Origin of the sequence: Pseudoalteromonas sp. EB27, from assembly GCF_001974875.1 — a bacterium.
Classification (GTDB): domain Bacteria; phylum Pseudomonadota; class Gammaproteobacteria; order Enterobacterales; family Alteromonadaceae; genus Pseudoalteromonas.
The window spans coordinates 66,578-86,470 of the sequence record NZ_MTQD01000004.1 but is presented as its reverse complement, the minus strand read 5'-3'; the positions used below and the strand labels follow the sequence as shown (position 1 = coordinate 86,470).

General features: G+C 39.5%; 17 protein-coding genes. 9 read left to right on the top strand and 8 right to left on the bottom strand.

The genetic code is table 11. The features are described 5' to 3' along the window. Positions 1-2 precede the first annotated feature (2 nt). Entirely contained in the window at positions 3-2,363 is a 2,361-nt protein-coding gene (locus BW142_RS05935) for a TonB-dependent receptor (protein ID WP_076924240.1), read from the bottom strand. 417 nt (positions 2,364-2,780) lie between these two features. Between BW142_RS05935 and BW142_RS05930 the strand changes: the two genes are divergently transcribed. Next, positions 2,781-3,194, top strand: a complete 414-nt coding sequence (locus tag BW142_RS05930; protein WP_002960120.1) for a hypothetical protein — start codon at positions 2,781-2,783, stop codon at positions 3,192-3,194. A 93-nt stretch (positions 3,195-3,287) separates the two neighbouring features. On the opposite strand, the gene BW142_RS05925 is transcribed toward BW142_RS05930, so the two are convergent. Then, positions 3,288-3,713 (bottom strand): hemerythrin domain-containing protein, encoded by a 426-nt coding sequence (locus tag BW142_RS05925; RefSeq protein ID WP_008134499.1) that lies wholly within the window; start codon positions 3,711-3,713, stop codon positions 3,288-3,290. A 331-nt stretch (positions 3,714-4,044) separates the two neighbouring features. Between BW142_RS05925 and BW142_RS05920 the strand changes: the two genes are divergently transcribed. Genes BW142_RS05920 through BW142_RS05910 form a run of 3 tightly spaced genes read left to right on the top strand, consistent with a single transcriptional unit; the run spans position 4,045 to position 4,872 of the window. Beyond that, positions 4,045-4,299: a hypothetical protein gene (locus tag BW142_RS05920; protein ID WP_076924239.1), complete on the top strand. Its 255-nt coding sequence runs from the start codon at positions 4,045-4,047 to the stop codon at positions 4,297-4,299. 59 nt (positions 4,300-4,358) lie between these two features. Then, positions 4,359-4,616, top strand: coding sequence for a hypothetical protein (locus BW142_RS05915; protein WP_076924238.1), 258 nt, complete (start codon positions 4,359-4,361; stop codon positions 4,614-4,616). 37 nt (positions 4,617-4,653) lie between these two features. After that, positions 4,654-4,872: a DUF6500 family protein gene (locus BW142_RS05910; protein ID WP_024600489.1), complete on the top strand. Its 219-nt coding sequence runs from the start codon at positions 4,654-4,656 to the stop codon at positions 4,870-4,872. A 36-nt stretch (positions 4,873-4,908) separates the two neighbouring features. On the opposite strand, the gene BW142_RS05905 is transcribed toward BW142_RS05910, so the two are convergent. Then, complete coding sequence (locus tag BW142_RS05905) at positions 4,909-6,828, bottom strand: GGDEF domain-containing protein (RefSeq protein WP_076924237.1); 1,920 nt, start codon at positions 6,826-6,828, stop codon at positions 4,909-4,911. A gap of 177 nt (positions 6,829-7,005) precedes the next feature. Next, positions 7,006-8,661, bottom strand: a complete 1,656-nt coding sequence (locus BW142_RS05900) for an RluA family pseudouridine synthase (RefSeq protein WP_076924236.1) — start codon at positions 8,659-8,661, stop codon at positions 7,006-7,008. A 320-nt stretch (positions 8,662-8,981) separates the two neighbouring features. Here BW142_RS05900 and poxB point away from each other — a divergent pair, with 320 nt between their 5' ends. Further along, positions 8,982-10,706 (top strand): ubiquinone-dependent pyruvate dehydrogenase, encoded by a 1,725-nt coding sequence (poxB, locus tag BW142_RS05895; protein ID WP_076924235.1) that lies wholly within the window; start codon positions 8,982-8,984, stop codon positions 10,704-10,706. 243 nt (positions 10,707-10,949) lie between these two features. On the opposite strand, the gene BW142_RS05890 is transcribed toward poxB, so the two are convergent. From BW142_RS05890 to BW142_RS05880, 3 genes are all read right to left on the bottom strand, one after another. Beyond that, positions 10,950-12,176, bottom strand: a complete 1,227-nt coding sequence (locus BW142_RS05890) for a threonine/serine exporter family protein (RefSeq protein ID WP_076924234.1) — start codon at positions 12,174-12,176, stop codon at positions 10,950-10,952. Between the two features lie 116 nt (positions 12,177-12,292). After that, positions 12,293-13,522 carry a glycosyltransferase gene (locus BW142_RS05885; protein ID WP_076924233.1) on the bottom strand — a complete coding sequence of 410 codons (1,230 nt, stop codon included), beginning with the start codon at positions 13,520-13,522 and terminating at the stop codon, positions 12,293-12,295. Continuing rightward, positions 13,519-14,514, bottom strand: coding sequence for a LacI family DNA-binding transcriptional regulator (locus BW142_RS05880; RefSeq protein ID WP_076924232.1), 996 nt, complete (start codon positions 14,512-14,514; stop codon positions 13,519-13,521). The genes BW142_RS05885 and BW142_RS05880 overlap by 4 nt, the downstream gene beginning before the upstream one ends. Before the next feature lie 166 nt (positions 14,515-14,680). Here BW142_RS05880 and BW142_RS05875 point away from each other — a divergent pair, with 166 nt between their 5' ends. From BW142_RS05875 to BW142_RS05865, 3 genes are all read left to right on the top strand, one after another. Continuing rightward, entirely contained in the window at positions 14,681-17,143 is a 2,463-nt protein-coding gene (locus BW142_RS05875; protein WP_076924231.1) for a prolyl oligopeptidase family serine peptidase, read from the top strand. Continuing rightward, on the top strand, positions 17,144-17,419 hold the full coding sequence (locus BW142_RS05870) for a hypothetical protein (protein ID WP_143475908.1): 276 nt from the start codon (positions 17,144-17,146) through the stop codon (positions 17,417-17,419). It begins immediately after the preceding gene. 70 nt (positions 17,420-17,489) lie between these two features. Then, positions 17,490-18,107, top strand: a complete 618-nt coding sequence (locus BW142_RS05865; RefSeq protein ID WP_076924230.1) for a LysE family translocator — start codon at positions 17,490-17,492, stop codon at positions 18,105-18,107. Between the two features lie 123 nt (positions 18,108-18,230). Here BW142_RS05865 and BW142_RS05860 read toward each other — a convergent pair whose 3' ends face one another. After that, positions 18,231-18,743 carry a MarR family transcriptional regulator gene (locus tag BW142_RS05860; RefSeq protein WP_076924372.1) on the bottom strand — a complete coding sequence of 171 codons (513 nt, stop codon included), beginning with the start codon at positions 18,741-18,743 and terminating at the stop codon, positions 18,231-18,233. 180 nt (positions 18,744-18,923) lie between these two features. On the opposite strand from BW142_RS05860, the gene BW142_RS05855 reads away from it, so the two are divergent. Continuing rightward, complete coding sequence (locus BW142_RS05855) at positions 18,924-19,811, top strand: haloalkane dehalogenase (RefSeq protein WP_076924229.1); 888 nt, start codon at positions 18,924-18,926, stop codon at positions 19,809-19,811. The last annotated feature ends 82 nt before the right edge of the window (positions 19,812-19,893 follow it).

Below are 19,893 nucleotides of genomic sequence, written 5' to 3'. Positions count from 1 at the left end.
TCTTAAAAACTATGCGTAAGGGTTAACTTGGCGTTAATTGGCAACTCAGGAAAAGCTAAAGTTGCACCAAAGTAACCGCCTTCAAATACTGGGCGCCAGTTTTTTTGATTCGTCACGTTGTTCACATCTAATCGTAACTTGGTATTAGGCGTAAAAGCATAGCTAGTATTTACGTTTAGGGTGTACTGATCACGAATTTTTACTGTCGCCAAAAAGTCTAATGGGTAACTCTTTGTATATAGACCTGAAAAACCCGTTTGCCATTTCGAATTAATTGAATAATTTCCGTTAAAGCTGAAAGATTGCTCAGGGATGCCCTGAACTTGGCGGTTTGAAGGTGCAAACGCGGTAAAGCTAGGTGCGCCAACACTGGTACCTGCAATAATATCTGGACGTGAGTTGTCAAATGCATCAGCGACTTGTGCTGAGTCTTGGCTACTTGCAGAATTATCGTAGCGAGCATCAATATAGCTGTAGCCGGCACTTAACCAATAAGGGTAAGCATCATAAAATACTTGGCTTTCAAAGCCGGTAGTACGAATGCCGGTATTACTACCATCGCGATTACGTAAACTACGACGTTGGCTAAACACTGCACCATCGGCGTACCAATCACTGTCGGTTGGTGCGTATTTCAAACCAAATTCAACTAAGGTATTTTCGGTTGAAAAGTTTTGTGCGCTAATCGAGTTGCCACCACCAAGAGACGTGCCGCCAGCCATGCTATTTGATGTGGCTTCGTTGTAACTTGCTGCACCATAAGTGGTGTAATCACCGTTTAATCGGTAATTAAAGCTTATTTGCCCCGAATGTAGCTTATCGTTAATGCTATCGCTCGCTGCAATTTCACCCTCTGGTGCTATTGGGTCGTGCGCGTCTACGTCATAAAAATCAATGCGGTAGCCAACACTTGTATGAAACTTATCTGTCCAATCTGAATCTTGCTGAATAGCAAAACCCGTTTGCCATGAGCGCGAATCGGTAGTGTCTGATAAGTTAAAGTCGCCGCTGCCATCGTTATTAATATCGTACTGACCACCAGGGGATACAAATACACCTGGACTAATTTCAATTAAACGCGCTTGTTGTGTATCAGTTAAAGGAATGCGGCGATTTGAAATTGGGCCAGTTAAATCAATAGGTAGGTCGGCTTCTGTTGTAAATTGGCTGTAGCCTAGCACGCGGTTGTAACGCACATCAAAAGCAAAAATTGTTTGCTGTTCGTTGCTCCATTGGTAAGTCAGTTCGGTACGGTTCTGCGCGGTATCGGCACCATCTATAATTTCAACAAAGCTATTTTGTGCAATTTCTTCGCGTTGTAAGTGCTGAAAATACGTAATGTTTTTTATTGATGCATTGCTAGAAAGTTCACGCTTATAAATACTGTGTAGTAAATAAGTAGTGGCTTCGTTTTGATTGTCAGGGTCGGTAAGTACTGTACTACGGTCTATTTTTACTTGCCCAGTAGGTGAAACAATAGAACCTGCCGCTGGAACTGTACTGCCATTTACTTGCACGCCTTGGCCGGTAATATAAAGACCATTATCTATTAGCGCTTGAGTAGGGCGGTTAATACCTGCGTTATCGGTAAATTCAACTTGGTATAACTCAAAGTTAATATCCCAGCTGCTCTTGTCATCAGGTAACACCCTAAGTGCTGCAAATAGGCTGTCGCTTTTCGTGCCCGAAAAGTCGTAGTAACTGCCGTTATCAATGTGTTCAGCGCTTACTCTAAAACCTACTTTGTCTTTTACTATAGGTGCACTGTAATCAACTAAAACACTGTACTGATCCCATCGTCCTGCAGATACCGTTGCTTTGCCTTTACTGTCGTCAGTTGATGCTTTTTTAGAATGTAAGTTTACAAAACCACCGTTGCGTTGGCTTGAACCAAATAATACCGGTGGCGCGCCTTTTACTACATCTATTTGTTCTATAGAGTTGAACGATAACGGCACACCAAAGCCATTATTACCTGCTTGGCGGCGTGTACCATCTTGGAAAAGCTCACCTAGTTGCCCACGAATAGTAGGTAAACTTGGTGCCCCAAAACCACTGGCTGAATAGGTATTAGGGCTGACTGCAAGTACGTCTTGTAAAGTCGTAATATTGAGTTGTTCTATTAACTCGCTTGAAATTGGTGTTACTGAACGGGCTATATCTCGTAGAGCTAAGTTGTCGCCAAAAGGGCCGTCTACAGTGGCATTTTTAACCGAAAGACCTTGAGATTTAATAACTTGGCCTGCCACCTCAATACGCTCAATTGCGCCTTCTTTTGCTGTTTTTGATTCTTCGGCTGCAAAAGCATTAAGTGGTGTATTTAATATGGTGGCTAGGGAAAGTGCTAAATATGCGTGTTTCAAACGTTTTCTCTCTACGGTTAAAATGTTGTTGGCGATAAAGACCGAAAGGATTAAAAATAACTTTCAGTAAAATTTTGATTCTTTTTGTTTTTTAGAACATAACAAAACAGATGCATTATAAAGATGGTAATTAAGTAGTATTGTTTTATTAGTTGATAAAATATTAATACAGCGATTGTACTAGACTGAATGTAAATATATGCTTTTAATAGAATTTTTAATTATAGACTACTTTCAACCTGCTAACATTTTAAAAGAGTTAACTTTTATGCAGCATTTTTAAATTACTTAAATAAGCTTCACTTTTAGTACTGCATGGCTTAACTAATGAATTTAATTAAAAATTTTTGAAATAAAAAATAACTTATACGGTCTAGGTTACTTCTACGTTTATTAATATTCATTTAAGGAAATTTTATGACAGGTTCAATGAATTCTGATGTGCAAAACCGTTTGCAGTGGTCACTTTTATCTTTGCGTTTAGGCGTGTTTATTGTAATGGTTATGTGGACATTCGATAAGTTTGTTAATCCTGGGCATAGCGCACGTATTTTTGAACATTTTTACGGTATTAGTGGCTCTACAGATATAGTGGCTTACATTATTGGTGCGGTGCAGTTAGTGCTTGTTTTAGCATTTTTAGCAGGTATTAAAAAGCGTATAACGTACGGTATCATTTTTGTAATGCATGGCTTATCTACGCTTTCTTCTTACAACCAGTACATAGATGGCTTTAATAATTTATTATTCTTTACTGCATGGCCAATGTGGGCTGCGTGTTTTGCACTTTACTTATTACGCGACCAAGACGTGAAATTTACTGTAAAGTAATAAAGTACATGCAAAAAAATTGGTTATAAGCCATAAGGCTTATAACCAATAAGTACACAGGGAGTGTGTGGAAGTCGGTTTGCGTGTTTACAACTAATGCATAGCGTCGTTGTATTGCTCAGCAAGGCTCTCTTTTTGCCCTTCGGTAAGTGCTTTACCCGCTAATTGAAACACTTCGTGTTCTTCTTCACTTAAATGATGATGTACCAAATGGTGTAGCTTTTTAGCTGCAACTAACCATGCAGACGAGCTCATTTCGGTATCTTCAAGTTGTTCAATTAATTCATCAATTTCGTGATGTTCAGCTACGCTGTGGCGCGCTTTTTCATGAGTTAAGTCATCAAACATAAGTGGGTTATAAAAGTAACGTTCTTCAAATTTTGCGTGATTTTCTAATTCTGTTTTTAGCTCATCCATTAGCGTGTGGCGCTGCTCTGTGTCGCCGTGTGTTTGAATAAGCGCATCTACCAATTCTCGTTGTTTGTCATGGTCATGACGTAGTGCCTCAAAAATATTCATAACTAGTCCTTTTACAATTTATTTGCTTATATCATTAACTAGCAAACTAAATGCCAAATATTAAGTTATTGTATTTTAATAAATTTAATTTAATTTTTTATTCTTTGGCTGCGATCACTGTAAATTTTACAGTGATATGAATGCAATAATTTCAGGCTTTCGCGCAGTTCAATTATAAAAGTGAGTATAAATTCCTACAGAACCTTACAAATATTTACTGGTTGTTTATTTTATTGCAGTGATAAAGTGTCAGTGTTATTTGGGTACAACCTATATATTACTCTCACACATAAATGCAGGTAGCACGTTAACTTAATAGGATAGTTTAAGGATGAACATAAAAAGCCCCGTCGCCGCATTATTGCTGTGCGCTTTACTGAGTGCATGTAGTACAGCCCCGCGTTCTGACCCTAACTTATGCATTGAAGAGGCTGAAATGGTTGATCGAAATGGCGCTCAAACAAGCTCACAGGTTTACAATCAATGCATTAGCGCACAAATTAAAAAGGATGAAAAAAATAACACTTTTTTTGATGCCATCGGTACGTTCTTTTTTGAATTTTTTGTAATGGTGGTAGAAAAGTAAATAGGCTAACTTGCAACTGTAATTTAAAGTAAATAAGTTGCGTAAAAATAGGATTAGTTATGAAGCAATTATTGATAGCAATTCCACTTTTTTTATTACTAAGCGCTTGTGCGGCGCAGCCTTACGCAGGCTCGGCAAAATGTATGGAACAAGCAGATATTGCATACGAAACCGATACACGTAAAAATGAAACATTAGATAATGAATGCAAAGCTGCAAAAGTAAATACGCCTAATAAAGAGCTTGAGAATCATGGCTTGGTTGATAGAAGCCTTTTGCAGCTAATCGTTAGCTTTTTAAATGGTGTATTTCAATAGTACATATACAGTAAAAATATAACTAAATAAGGTATGTATGAGGGAAGAACTAAGAGCAAAAATAATTACCGTATGCGATAAAAAAATAGCAGTTAAAGGCGAAAATGTAGGGCTTTCTTTTTATGCATTTTTTGCCAATAAAAACGACGATCCAGAGCTACTTATGGAAGCTGCTACTTGGTGGATACACACCCATAAATTAGATCATTTTGTAAAAGCACATAAAATTAAACAAATGGTTTTAGACGAACTTTAGTCAAGTAAGTGAGCCAATACTTTTAGCTGTGTTTATTTAATCAACTACGACTTGGTTTCTTCCGTTTTCTTTTGCTTTATAAAGTAATTTATCTGCATGCTTAATAAGAATATCTAGTGTGCTTTTTAAAGGGCTACTTACAGAGGCTCCTGCACTAAAAGTGATTTTTATATCTGTAGGAAAGTCTTCTATATTACTGCAATGCTCGGCGAAGCTAATGGCGAGTCGGTTAAATATATCGCGAATTATTCGTTCATCAGCCGTATTTAGTGCAAATAACCATTCTTCGCCGCCGTAACGGCCAAACTGATGATCATCACAGAGTGTTTCTCTTGCAGCTTTTGCAAAGGCAATAAGAACTAAATCGCCAACATCGTGACCAAAATGGTCGTTAACTTTTTTAAAGTAGTCTAAGTCAACAATTGCTATAGTCATTTTACCTTCACCAAGTTTTGCTTCTGCTGCGCGCATTATTCCTCTGCGATTAGGGCAATTTGTTAGGTAATCTGTTAATGAAATATCGTGATACTTTTGACGTTGTCGAGCTTGTCGATAAAATAAAAATAACGAAGCAATCACTAAAATAAACGCAATAGCAGCGCTAAGTCGCCAAATTATTTTTTGATGATATTCTTCTTTAGCTTGTAGCTCACTAATATCTTTTGCGTACTCTAGTTGCTGTATTTTTTCTTCTTTTTCTTTTACTTCAAACTGTATCTGTAGTGTTTTTATATTATTTTCACTGGTTGCTTCGTAGTGTTTTTTTGTATAAAGGAGCTTTTGTTCAATTGCTTCAAAAGCCTCGTCAGTGTGGTTAAGGCGTCGTTTTAGCTCATAGCGTTTACTTAAAAAATCGGCTTTATAAATACTGCGGCTGAATTTATCTAATTTTAAAAACACCTCATCGTTTGCTTCATTTGCTTGATCAAGTAAATCTAGTTTTATATATATGTCAGCTAACAAAATGAGCGATGCGAGTTGCATATCATAAACACCTGCAGAACGAGCAAGCTCAATGTTCTCTTTAGTTAAAGTTAAAGCTTTATCGTAGTTGGCTTGTAAGTACTCAATGCTAGCAATTGAGTACTGAGCAAAGGTTAAGCCTTTTTGCATATTAACTTTTTTGAAATAGAGCAATGCTTTGTCTAGGTATATTAAGGCATCTTTAGGTTTCTTAATCTCCAGCAATACATTGCCTAAGCTCCAATATGCTTTTGAGGTAAAAAGCCCATCTTGTGTTTGCTCATATGCCGCAACCGCTTTTTTTGCATAATATACGGCTTTGTCTTTTTCGTTTAGATAATTATATGCATCGGCTATTTTTCTAAAAAAGTATCCCTGAGATGCTGAGTCGTCATCTTTTAATGCTAATTCTAGCCCTTCTAGTGCAACATTTAGGGTCTTTTTCAATGCATCAGTATCGGTGTAATAGTAAGCAAGTGCTCGTAAAATAATAATTTTTTCTTTAGATGAATGCTGTTGCAAGCTCTCTTCTAATTTTGTGGCTAGCGTGTGTGCTGGAGCTGGGTTTGCATCCCTCGCTAGAGACTTGAGTTGTGATTCGAGAAATAATAAATACACACTTTTTTGGTTTGGTAACTCTTTGTTCTTTAAGTAATAGGATAAGTGAGTATTTAATGCTGCGTATTTTTCTTGTCTAAAAAGTAACTCCGCATACAAAGCGGCCGCTTCTAGATGAAGCTTTTCCCAATTTTGATCTTTGCTTATTTTAAACGCTTGAGTGAGTTTGTCTTCATTTTGAAGATAGTCTAATTCATTTAGTTTTATGTTATTGATGAGAGTTTGAGTTGTTTCAAAGTCTAGCGCATGTGAAGTTGCATTTAATGAAACGCCGTTAGCAGAGGCAAGTTTACTAAAAAGTAAAAATAAAAGGAGAACAATATACTTTGCCCATAAAGTATTACCTAAAATCTTTATTTGTGTATTGTTAGCCATGTTAATCCTTTGCTGATTTATTTTTATTATTGAAATACTTATTCACAGTGCTTAATAAACTTGGGTTTGAACAGTTTTTTATACTCATCATTGAAGAAAAAGACCACAAACAATATCAATTAAATTTAATAAAAACCAACACATTGAATAATATAGCTGTTATAGCAAAGTGTTTTATTAAAAATCTGCGGCTACTTCAAACTCTAATCGTTTAAGCGTAATAGGGTGAGTAAATGCTAAGTATTCTGCATGTAAATGTAATCGTTCGGCTTTTTGCCCGTAATGTGTGTCGCCTATAATTGGCATGTTTAAACCTAAGCTGTGCGCACAATGCACTCTTAATTGATGAGTTCGCCCTGTTTTAGGGTATAACTGTAATCGGGTAATATTGTTGTTACGCTCTAAAACCTGCCAGGTAGTAAGTGATGGCTTACCGTGTGTGTAACACACCATTTGGCGCGGTTTATCATCAAAGTCGAGCACTAAGGGCAAATCAATTACTCCGCTATCCTCAGCTACGTTACCATTAACTAATGCTACATAACGTTTATCTATGGTGCGTTCAATAAACTGCTTTTGCAGTGCTTTGTGCACGCGTTTATTAAGTGCAATCATCAATAACCCAGAAGTCGACATATCTAACCTGTGCACAATTAGTGGGCCCGACGCCTCTGGAAACTGCGTTTTGATTCGCATATAAACTGAGTCTTCAATATTTACGCCAGGCACAGATAAAAACTCAGCGGGCTTATTTACCACAAGTAAGTCGTCATCTTTATAAACAATACTTAAATCTTTACCCTGAGCTGGGTTAATAAGTAGCGGGTTATCTTCAACATCTAAACCCTTTAGCATGTGCCCAAGTATTGGTTGGCATTTACTGTAACAAGAAGGGTAGTAGTTTTTATGCTGCCTAATTGCTGATTTAGGTGCTGCTCCCCACCAAAACTCAGCCATAGCAAGTGGCTTTAAGTCATGTTTATAGGCGTATTGTAATAATTTAGGCGCTGCACAATCGCCAGCACCCGAAGGAGGAGTGTGCTCAGGTAATGCTGCGAATATGGCATTTAAGTCTGTAGTTTCACCATTTGCATTTAAAAACTGGTACTGAGCAAATAACTTTTTTTGTAAGCTTTTAGAAAGCGTTTTACGGCGCTTTTTTAAATGAGCAATTTCATCAGAAATATTGATGTGTGTTTGCTGCAGTGACTCGATTATATTTTGCCAATAGGCTTTAAGTGCCAGCAGTTGCTTTTTTTCTACGATGCTTTGCCCTGCAAGCTTATTTTTTAACTGCTCAAAATCACTTTCGCTAAGCTCTAATTCACCTTCGGTACGTTGTGTTTTTCGTTGCTGACGACCGGCTTGCATTACTGCCTGTTGAGCTAATAGCGCTTGCTGGTAGCTCTGTGTTGCATCATCAAGTTTGCTATTAACTTCATGCAGTTGTTCGCTATTTTCTAATTGCTCAATTTGAGCATTAATATCGTTAATTATTTTACTTTGAGCCAAATAGCTATCGTCTTGCAGCTGCATGCTAGAAACAGGCGGCACAAAGCTAATATTGCCTTTATCACCTTCAATTTGCCCCGAATAAGCGCTTAAAAAGCCTAATTGTTGCTTAGCATTTTGCACCACTAAAACCCCAAACATTTTACCTGCATTTTCTGCTTTTAAATGCGCTAACGTTTCAAGTTGTTGCTGTAATTGTTTAGTGGCTGCTACAGCTAATGGTTGCGGCTCGTAATAAAAAGGGAAAGTAAACTTTTCAGGAAGCGCGAGAGCATCAATATTTTGAGAAAATAATGTAAAGCAAGAAGCAGAATTTGACATAGAAGTATGAGAAAAGCATTCAGTAAAATAATTGAGCGCATAATAACATATTCATAGTTAAGCCACTAAAAATCTCGCACCCGCATATTCATAAACACTTTAAAGCGGACATTCATGTTTTATGTATCAGTATGAGGCGTAGCAAACCTAGGAGTATCGTTTGTTAGTAAAGTCTCAGTAGTAATATATCTATCATTATCAAAATATTTAAGCTTATCGATTCTCAATAATTGAGCGCATTTCGAAACGATGACTTACCTGATAGATCAGAGACGAGAAATCAATTTACAGAATAACTGAATATTTAGGAGTTCTATATTATGAGTCAAAATATCGCAAGTTTTATCACTAAAACCCTCGAACAAGCGGGCGTAAAACGTATTTGGGGAGTAACTGGCGATTCACTTAACGGCATTAGTGAAAGTCTGCGAAAAATGGGAACAATTGAATGGCTAGGAACGCGACATGAAGAAGTTGCCGCATTTGCAGCCGGTGGCGAAGCGCATTTATCAGGCGAGCTTGCGGTATGTGCGGGTTCTTGCGGCCCAGGTAACCTTCATTTAATTAATGGTCTATTTGATTGCCAGCGTAATAATGTACCAGTATTAGCAATTGCTGCACATATTCCTTCATCTGAAATTGGCAGTAGTTATTTTCAAGAAACCCATCCGCAAGAATTATTTAAAGAATGCAGTGTGTATTGTGAAATGGTGTCGAGCCCCGAGCAAATGCCATACCTGCTAGAAACCGCAATGCGACAAGCAATATTAAACAAAGGCGTGAGTGTACTTGTGCTACCTGGCGACATTGCATTAAAAGATATGCCTAAAGCTATTAAGCCAAAATGGAACGTGCCAAAACCAGCAACGCATACTCCCGCTTTATCTGATATTGAAGCAATGGCGACTCACCTTAATAAAAGTAAAAAAGTAACCTTATTGTGCGGCGCTGGTTGTAAGGATGCCCACGACGAAATTGTTGCGCTAGCCGAAAAATTACAAGCACCGATAGTGCATGCTATGCGTGGTAAAGAATTTATTGAGTACGATAACCCTTACGATGTTGGTATGACCGGGTTCATTGGCTTTGCGTCGGGCTATCATGCAATGCAAGAAGCCGATACATTACTTATGATTGGTACTAGTTTTCCTTATCGTGCATTTTATCCCGAAAATATCACCATATTGCAAATTGATAATCAGGCCGCGTCACTCGGGCGACACGTGCAAATTGACTGTGGCGTGTTAGGGGATACCAAAAATTCAGTGACCACTCTGCTTGATTATATTAAAGGTGAACGGAGCAGTTCGCACTTAGAAAAAAGTGTTAAAAACTACAAAGAGTCTCGACAAGATCTCGATGAACTAGCTACTGGCAAAACCTCGCAAAATTTAATTCACCCGCAATACCTAACACGTTTACTCAACGAGCAAGCGGCTGACGATGCTGTTTTTACTTGTGATGTAGGTACGCCAACAGTGTGGGCTGCACGTTATTTGTCAATGAATGGAAAGCGCCGCTTAATTGGATCGTTTAATCATGGTTCTATGGCAAATGCCATGTCGCAGGCAATGGGGGTTCAATCTGTAGATAGAGACCGCCAAGTCATTGCAATGTGTGGTGATGGTGGCTTTTCGATGTTAATGGGCGACTTAATCTCGCTTAAACAGCTTAATTTACCAATAAAGATTGTTGTTTATAATAATCGCTCACTTAGTTTTGTGGCTATGGAAATGAAAGCCAGTGGGTTTTTATCAAGCGATACCGATTTAGAAAACCCAAGCTTTGCTAAAATTGCAGAGGCCTGTGGCTTAAAAGGGATTCATGTGGACGACCCTGAAAAATTACCATCGGCAATGAATGAGATGATGAACCACTCAGGACCTGTTGTTTTAGAAGTCGATACCGCAAAACAAGAGCTTTCAATGCCGCCGCAAATTAAATTAGAGCAAGCAAAAGGCTTTAGTGTTTACATGATGAAAGCGCTGATAAATGGCAAAGGTAATGAGATTGTAGAGCTTGCCAAAACTAACTGGTCACGTTAGTTGAGTTACTTCCCTGTTGAGTATTTTGGCTCAATAGGGAAGTGTAAATTAGAAGTAGGATATGATTAAAATGTAAGGTTTTTTAGTATAGTGTTGGAATCACTACGATGCTTTTGAGCTCACTCAAGTGCAATGTAATGAGCTAAAACACTTAGCATTGGCAGTATTGCTACTTGGTAGTTGATTGAGCTTAATGTTTCACTCGCTTTACTCAATCAAAGTAAAGCGAGCGCTCAGTATCACTTACAAACTCTTTTTAGGCGGTAGGGCGACGTTTGCAAATATTAGTCCTGCAACAAGCGACATAAATATTAAAAACGTTTGTTGGCCTATGTGTTCTGCGTATATAAAGTCTTGGCCTTCAATGAGTGAGTTTAAGCCAATATAGGTTTTGCTACCTGGTACTAATACAATTAAGCCTTGCATGGCCACAATAGAAGCTGGCGCATTAGCAACGCGGTTAAACAAGTTACTAAATATACCCACCGATAAAGCACCCACAAACGTACCTAACGTGTAGTCAAGATACATAGCCGAGCCAATACTGGTGCCATACGCTATAAAGCCTGATGCAATAGACCAAACCGCATGCTTAAGTTTGGTTCTAAAAATCACGATTAAGCTGCTACAAAGTAAAAATATAGCCAGCCATGCGGTCCATTTTGGTAATGGCTCAGGTTGTACAAAGTCGGCTTGCCCAAAGAGTGCAAAGCCAATACCTATACCTATAAAACCACCAAAATACAGTTTAAACAACAGCATAAACGAGTCCATTACCCTTGCTGTGCCCGACACTAAATGCCGTGCTGCAAGCTCTGCTAAACCAAGCGCAAGTGCTAAACCGGGTATAAATACAATAATGGCCGAAAGTACTACCAAGCGTATATTTATTTCAGGCGTTATATACACGCTTACTGCACAGGCAAGTACTGCTGATATTATGGCAACTAATGGCTCAAGCATGTGAGCTACGCGTTTTGAGCGACCAGACCAAAGCACAAACACATAAACGACTAAAGTAAGCAGCGATGACCAAATAACATCAGTCCAGCTAGTACCCATTAGCATAGCAAACGCACCGCCAGAAGTTGCAAAGGCAACGCCCGTTGTTAATTTATTATATGGGTTTGGCATCACAAAAATTGCGTCTAGCTGCGCATCAACTTCTTGTAAACTTAGCTTGTCGTCAAGCATTTGGTTTACAAGGTCGTCGGTGTCGGCAAGTGAGCCTAAATCGTGATCGCCAGGGTCTACACGTGCAACGTGGGTGTACTCATCTTCGTGGCCATCGGTCCAAATAACAAACGTTACAGAGGTTGGCGACATAACAAATGACGATTTAAGTCCTAAGTAAGTAGCCACTTCCATTAGGTGGGCTTCTAGGCGGTAGGCTGGGGTGCCATACTTGTGAAGCATTTTACCCAATTTAACGATAAATTTGCGTTTTTCTGTAAAGGTTGCAGTTTTCAAATCTTTTTGGACCAAATATTGCGATAACTAAGCTAAAAATATAGACAATACAGCTAAAACTGCCCACGTTTGATGGGCGCGATTTTAAACACTAATTGGTGTGTGTCTAGTCATTTTTAATCTAATTTTTTATTTTTTTCAGCTATCCATTGCGACATGTATTGAGTGCTGCGCATTGTATGATGTTTGAGCATTTGGCCTGTGAAGTTTTTTTCGCGATGAGCGCTTAAATCGCAACTTATTGAATCAATTTTTTGGATTAACGCAGCGCTTAATTGGGCTTTATCGTACAGCGTATTAAGGAGTGTATTACCATCTTGCTGCGCTTGTTCAAAGTCACTTTGATTGTTGTGCATTTCAATGGCAGCGTTGGCAAAGTCATCGGCTGTGTTGGCTATTTTACCAGGCCATGGTAAATCGTTATGCATGCCCTCTGCGCCAATGTTAGTGGTAACGCTGGGTGTTTGCATTATCATGGCTTCAAGCAATTTACCTTTAATGCCTGCACCAAAGCGCAGTGGAGCTAAACATACACGCGCACTTTGCATTACATCAAACGCATTATCAGCCCAGCCTTTTATTAAAAAACCGGTTTTAGGGTTATTTAGTGCCGTGGCTTTTGGTGGTGGGTAAGAGCCATAAATATGTAGTTCTGCTTTTGGGAGTTGCTTGCGAATAAGTGGCCATATTTTTTGTAAGTAAAGTACAGCATCCCAGTTTGGCGCGTGTCTAAAGTTACCTATTGTCATAAAGTGCTGGCGCTGCTCAAACTTTTTTGTACTTGTAGGCAGTGAGCTTAAGTCAACCATAAACGGTAAATGGTGTAATAAGCTTGGCTCTATTTTAAATACGCTGTTTAGCAGGCTCATTTCATAACTTGAAATAATTAAGCTCAGGTCGCAGCGTAAAATAGCGGCAATTTCGCGTTTTGCTATGTCTGAATGTAAATCGCTGGTTGTAAAGTCACGCTCACCTTTAAACGCTTCGTGGCGAGCATTACGTAGGCACTGTAAATCTTCGGTATCTAAAATTTTAATTGCGTGTGGGCAATGCTTATCGACGCGCCAGCCAAATTGTTCTTCCATCATAAAACGGTCAAACATGACTATATCTGGATTATAGGCTTTAACGTATTCGTCAAAGCTGTCGCAGTTTAATGCAATGCTTTGGCTGGTTATGCCGAAGTCGTCAAGGTTTACCATGTGATCGGTGCGCTGCGCGGGCGTTGCAAATTCAACGTCCCAGTTTTGCGCTCTAAATGCATTTAATAACGACATCATGTGCGTTCCCGCAGCAGACGAATTTGGCTCTGGCCATACGTAGCCAATTACCAGCACTTTTTTCATTGGCTAGAATCTCTAATTTGTAAGTTTACATTTACCAGTGTTTTTACTGGCGGGGCTGTATTTTGTAGTAGCTCTTGCAGTATTAAAAGGCACCGCTTGGCTATATCGGTTGTACTTATAGCCACGGTGGTTAAGTGATTATTTATAACCGCGCTATTAGGAATATGGTGGCAACTCACTACTTTAATACAGTGATGAGTTAATGAGTTAATAGCGGCAATAACACCTTGAGCAATAATATCGTTTGAACACACCACTGCGTTTAATGTTGGGTTATGTTTATATGCTTCTATAAATGCATTTTTAGCGCTAAGGGCTGTGTTTACTGCGCAGTGAATGGGGGCTAATGGATTAATGCTGTGCTGCGCGCAAGCGGTATTAAAGCCACTTTGTAGTGCTTGTGAATCATTTAAAGTAAGTTCACTGCCTATAAATGCAATGTTTGTCACGCCTTGTGCGAGCAAATGCATACTGGCTACGTGGCTGGCTTTTTTATAGTCGGGTAATACACAAGGAGCTGCGCTAAAAGGCACTTCACTCATTACGGTAATTACTTTGTGTTGCGCGCTGAGCGTATCAAGCCATTTGGAGCAAGTATTAGCAACGGGGCAAATAATAAATGCAGCAGCGTTGTATTCTTTTAAGTTTTTAACTGCGTTTGCTTGTAGTTCAAGACTATTATTACTGCTTACAATCATGGCTTGTAGGCCACTTTCGTTTAACAAAAGTTGTAGGCTGGTAGTAAGTTGCGCCATAGTTGGGTTAGTTAAATCGTTTATTACTATGGCCACTAAATTTGAGCGCTTTGAGCGCATAGCAGCGGCATCACGATTATAAACGTAACCAAGCTCATCAATCGCTTTTAGTATTTTTTGTTTACTTTTATTGCCCACTTTATCGCTTTGGGTAAGTACCAAAGATACGGTTGATTTTGATACACCAGCACGCTCTGCAACATCAAAAATAGTGACTGATTTGGCTTTGTTATGCATTGTATTTTAAGTACCGCAGTGGTGAATAAATAGCGCTGTAGTTTAGCTTAATCAGCACTATTAAGTCATCTTTTAGAGGTGTTTAACTTACCTTAATACTTTATGAACAAAGCAAAACGTGTTTATATACGCTTATAAGAGTAAAAAATAACAAAAGGATAAAAACATGAGCGCTTTTAGGCTGTTAGTTGCCTTTATTTGTTGTGCGGCATTAGTACCAACAAGTTACGCCGAGCAGGGCTATCAAACCCCATCACCTGAACTTGCAGCATTGGTTGACGCTAAGTTAGCACCCACTAGTTACTTATCGAGCGATGGCCAGTGGTTAGCGCTTTTTGAACGCAAACGTGTAGTAACCCTTGATGAACTTGCAAAAGAAGAGCTTAAGCTTGCTGGTATTAAGCTAAACCCCGCTAATTTTTCGCGCTCTCGTGTGAGTGCCAAATTTAGTGCCGTGGAGCTAAAGCATGTTCAAAGCGGATCAGTTATTAGCATTAACAACTTACCTAATGGCATTATTCGCTCACCTAAATGGTCATCTAATAGTCAATATTTAGCCTTTATTGTTGAGCAACCAGCCCAAGCCAATTTATGGCTTTACAGCGTTGAAACCAAACAAGCAAAAGAGTTAACTAGTGCTGCATTAAATTCGGTACTAACTGCATCACCATATAAATGGCTGCCAGATAGCAGCGCCATTGTTGCAAACCTCGCTGTTAACTTTGGCAAGTCAAGGCTTGAAAATAACAGCCAAAATGTAGTGCCTGTTATTCAACAAAGTACTGGCGAAAAAGCGCCTGCACGTACTTACCAAAATTTATTAACAAGCCCGTTTGATGAATCACAATTTAAATTTTACGGCCAAGGGCAATTGGCTTACGTAACGCTTGATGGTAATACTCAAGCAATAGGTAGCCCTTCTTTATTTAAATCATTTTCGGTATCACCTGATTCTACCAATATATTAGTCGCCGGTATTAATGAGCCGTTTTCGTATCAAGTGCCTTACAGCCGCTTTGCAAGCACGTGGCAAATATGGGGCATGCGCGGCTATGCATTAGCAGAGCTGGCAAAACAACCACTTGCCGATAACATTCCACAAGGTTACGACAGTGTACGCACAGGCCGCCGTAATTTTGAATGGCGAGCCGATCAGGGCGCTGAAGTTATTTGGGCCGAGGCGCAAGATGGCGGCGACATGAAAACTGACGTTGAGCATCATGATTATGTATACAGCTTGCGTGCACCATTTAAACGCGAGCCTAAATTATTTGCCAAAGTAGAACGCCGTTATGCAGGAATGGAGTGGGGCAACGAAAACGTAGCAATGCTGACAGACTGGCGCTTTAGCGATCGCCAAGTACGTACTTACATAGTACAGCCACGAAATGCCGACAGAAACCGCGTTTTGTTTTCAGAGCGTAGTTACAACGACGCGTATAAAGATCCAGGTAATGCAATTTACGAGCGCAACGATTTAGGCGCAAACGTGATTAAAATTGTAGGCGGGCGTTATATTTACCTGCGCGGTAATGGTGCTTCAGAGCAAGGTAATGTGCCGTTTTTAGATCAATACGATGTTAAAACAAATAGCAGCAAGCGTTTATGGCAATCAGAAGCGCCATACTACGAGCGTGTACGCGCTCTGCTTGACGACGAAGGTGAGCGATTTATTACTATTCGTGAATCTAAAACTGAGCAACCTAACTTTTTTATACGCAATTTAGATAACGACACGCTAACGCAATTAACGACATTTGAGCATCCGTATCCTGCATTTAAAGGGGTAACTAAAGAGCAATTACGTTATAAACGCGACGACGGTGTTGAGCTTTCGGGTACGCTTTATTTACCACCAGGGTACGATAAAACACAAGGCCCGTTACCTGTACTTATGTGGGCTTACCCACTTGAATACAAAGATAAAGCCGTAGCATCGCAAGTTCGCGAGTCGCCTTACGCATTTACCTACATTGGCTATTGGGGTCCTATGCCTTACCTTGCCAAAGGGATTGCCGTGTTTGACGACCCTAAAATGCCAATAGTGGGTATTGATGGCAGTGAGCCAAACGATAACTTTAGAAAGCAGCTAGTATCCAGCGCACAAGCAGCTGTTGATGTATTGGTTAAAAAAGGTATTGCCGATAAAAACAAAATAGCCATAGCAGGGCACTCATACGGTGCATTTATGGTTGCTAACTTATTGGCTCATAGCGATTTATTTAAAACAGGTATTGCCCGCAGTGGCGCGTATAACCGCACATTAACGCCGTTTGGTTTTCAAGGAGAAGAGCGTGATTTTTGGCAAGCACAAAGTGTGTACGCTAATATGTCGCCGTTTTTTCACGCTGAAAAAATTAACGAACCAATGCTAATGATCCACGGTCAGGAAGATCCTAATTCGGGCACTTTCCCAATGCAAAGTGAGCGCATGTACGCAGCTCTTAAAGGTTTAGGTAAAGATGCTCGCTTAGTAATGCTCCCTTATGAAGCACATGGTTACCGTGCGCGTAAAAGCTTATTACATGTGTTGTGGGAACAAGAACAGTGGTTAGATAAGTATTTGTTAAATGATACAGCAGAGCCTGTCGAGGTCATTACTGAACCAATGGTAAGTACTGGGCAATAGATGCTTTTTACATATGGGGTGGGGTGCAAGAAGATCCACCCTCAATCTCACGGCACTTTCCCAATGCAAAGTGAGCGCATGTACGCAGCCCTAAAAGGTTTAGGTAAAGATGCTCGCTTAGTGATGCTCCCATATGAAGCACATGGTTACCGTGCGCGTAAAAGCTTATTGCATGTATTGTGGGAACAAGAACAGTGGTTAGATAAGTATTTGTTAAATGATACAGCAGAGCCAGTAGAGGTTATTACTGAACCCGTGGTAAGTGCTGGGCAATAGTAATAACCAGAGTAAGCAACAGCGCGGCTACTTATAGCCGCGTTTTTGCTTTTAATATGAGAGTAAATTAATGATTGATGTAGCAGCACTTGCGGTTTTTATTCCTACCTTCTTTTTTGTGTCGATAACGCCAGGTATGTGTATGACCCTTGCCATGACACTCGGTATGAGCATTGGCGTGCGCCGCACATTATGGATGATGATAGGTGAGCTGTTAGGTGTAGCAAGTGTTGCTATAGCTGCGGTATTAGGCGTTGCAAGCGTAATGCTAAATTACCCAGATGCGTTCGCTATTTTAAAATGGGTTGGCGGTGCGTACTTAATTTATATAGGCTTTAATATGTGGCGAGCCAAAGGAAAAATGTCGGTCGATACCTCAAAACCAAGTGACGTAAGTAGAAAGTCGTTATTTACGCAAGGTTTTGTAACCGCAATTGCTAACCCTAAAGGGTGGGCGTTTATGATCTCGTTATTACCGCCGTTTATTAGTGTTGAGCATGCTGTAGCCCCTCAGCTTTTAGTATTGCTTGGCGTTATAATGACCACCGAGTTTTTAAGTATGTTAGCTTACGCAACAGGCGGTAAAAGCTTACGTTTATTTTTAGCTCGTGGCGATAATATAAAATGGATGAACCGTATTGCCGGTAGCTTAATGGTTGCAGTAGGTGTGTGGTTAGCATTGGGCTAATACGCATTCTTTGTTTAGAAAAATAATTTAACATCGTCTAACGTTAAATATTTTGTCATTTAATTAAATATTAAGAGAGATGTTTAATAGGGCTTTATTTTAAATAGCTCAGCATTATATGAGCTATTTAATAGCACTTTCTACCGGGCAGCCTTGTTTACGACATACACCTTCGTTACATAATTTGCATATTTTACGTGCCTCGATCTGCTCGCTTGTTAGGCTGCTAAGTGCTATTTCTATCAAACTTAAAAAGCTTTGTTTTTGTTCATCATTAAAGTTGTTTAGTATTTTAGAGGTGGCTGTTTCTCTGCTGCTTAGTACTAGTTCAACCCTTTTACTTCCTTTATCCGTTACGCATAAAACAACAGAGCGGGCATCTTTTACTGACTTTCGCCTTTCTACAAGTTCTTCTTTTTCAAGTGTATTTATTAATCTAACTGCACCAGAATGCGTTAAGCCTAAAACCTTGCTTAGTACATCAATGGTTTCATTCGGATGATTGTAAATAGTGACCAGTGCCGCTTCGTGGCTTAGGCTTCGCCCGCCTAATTCGGCAATCTGTTTTTCAATGTCATTAGAAACAGAAGTAGCAAACGTGCCGATTAAATTTGATATATATTTTTCATTTTTCATAAACTTAATTATATGTGATTCGATCATATAAATATAGTGGCAAATTAAGCGCTCTCATTTATTGTGTGACTCAGTCATGTATATTAACTCGAAATTAGTTAATCTACTTCGAATATTACACAAATTAGATGAGCGAGGATTTACCGCCAGCTCATCAGTTGAATAGAGCGATATAATTAAATGAAAAATGATTCAGAAACATTACGTTATACAAAAAAGTTTAAAACTGTATTAGATAAAAAAATGGCCTACATAGATGAAGGCGAAGGTGATCCTATTGTGTTTTTACATGGTAACCCTACATCTAGCTTTCTTTGGCGAAACGTTATGCCCTATTTGCAAGGAAAAGGGCGTTTAATTGCTATCGATATGATTGGATTAGGAGATTCGCAAAAGTTAGATAACACCCATGAGGGCAGCTACTCACTTGCTGAAAACAGCAAATACACATTTGCACTTTTAGAAGCGTTGGGTGTAAATAATAACGTTACCTTGGTGCTGCACGATTGGGATTCAGGCGTTGGTTTTAACTGGGCTAATACACATCGTGATGCTGTAAAAGCAATTGCGTTTATGGAAGCAATTGTTACTGACTTTCCAACATGGGACGATTTTCCTAAAGATTTGCACGGACCCATTGGCACTATGCGCTCAGCTGAGGGTGAAAAAATGGTGCTTAATGACAACTTTTTTATTGAAACAATATTACCAGCGACCATTGCACGCAAATTAACGCAGGCAGAGCATGATGAGTATCGTAGACCCTTTATAAATGCAGGAGAAGATCGCCGTGCAATTTTAGCAGGGCCCCGCCAACTGCCCATTGCTGGAGAGCCTGCCGATACCGTGGCTTTAGTTAAAAGCTATGCGAGCTATTTAGCTAACTCTCACAATATTCCAAAGCTATTTATTAATGCTGAACCGGGTGCTTTTTTAGTTGGTTACGCAAGAGACTTTGTGCGCACATGGCCAAACCTAACTGAGGTAACCGTAAGCGGTATTCACTATATTCAAGAAGATTCGCCGAATGAAATAGGTAAAGCTATTTCAGATTGGTTACCAAGATAAAAACGGGATGTATTAGTAAACCTGAACTTTGGATAATTAATCTATCTCAAGCCGTTATTTTCAGCGTTAACTACCATATATA